This is a genomic window from Paraburkholderia sp. BR10937 (genome assembly GCF_040965695.1).
Taxonomy (GTDB): domain Bacteria; phylum Pseudomonadota; class Gammaproteobacteria; order Burkholderiales; family Burkholderiaceae; genus Paraburkholderia.
Genome location: NZ_JBFRCL010000306.1, coordinates 1 through 219 on the forward strand (window position 1 = coordinate 1; position 219 = coordinate 219).

Genomic DNA, 219 nt, shown 5'->3' on the forward strand with positions numbered 1-219 from the left:
TGGGAACTGCATTGGTGACTGCATCGCTGGAGTATGGCAGAGGGGGGTAGAATTCCACGTGTAGCAGTGAAATGCGTAGAGATGTGGAGGACTACCGATGGCGAAGGCAGCCCCCTGGGCCAATACTGACGCTCATGCACGAAAGCGTGGGGAGCAAACAGGATTAGATACCCTGGTAGTCCACGCCCTAAACGATTTCAACTGGTTGTCGGGCCTTCA

The 219-nt window shown here is 54.8% G+C and carries 1 rRNA gene; it reads left to right on the forward strand.

Features of this window, described 5'->3' with window-relative positions:
- Window positions 1-219: ribosomal RNA gene (locus AB4Y44_RS43070) — 16S ribosomal RNA — on the forward strand; the annotation flags it as partial.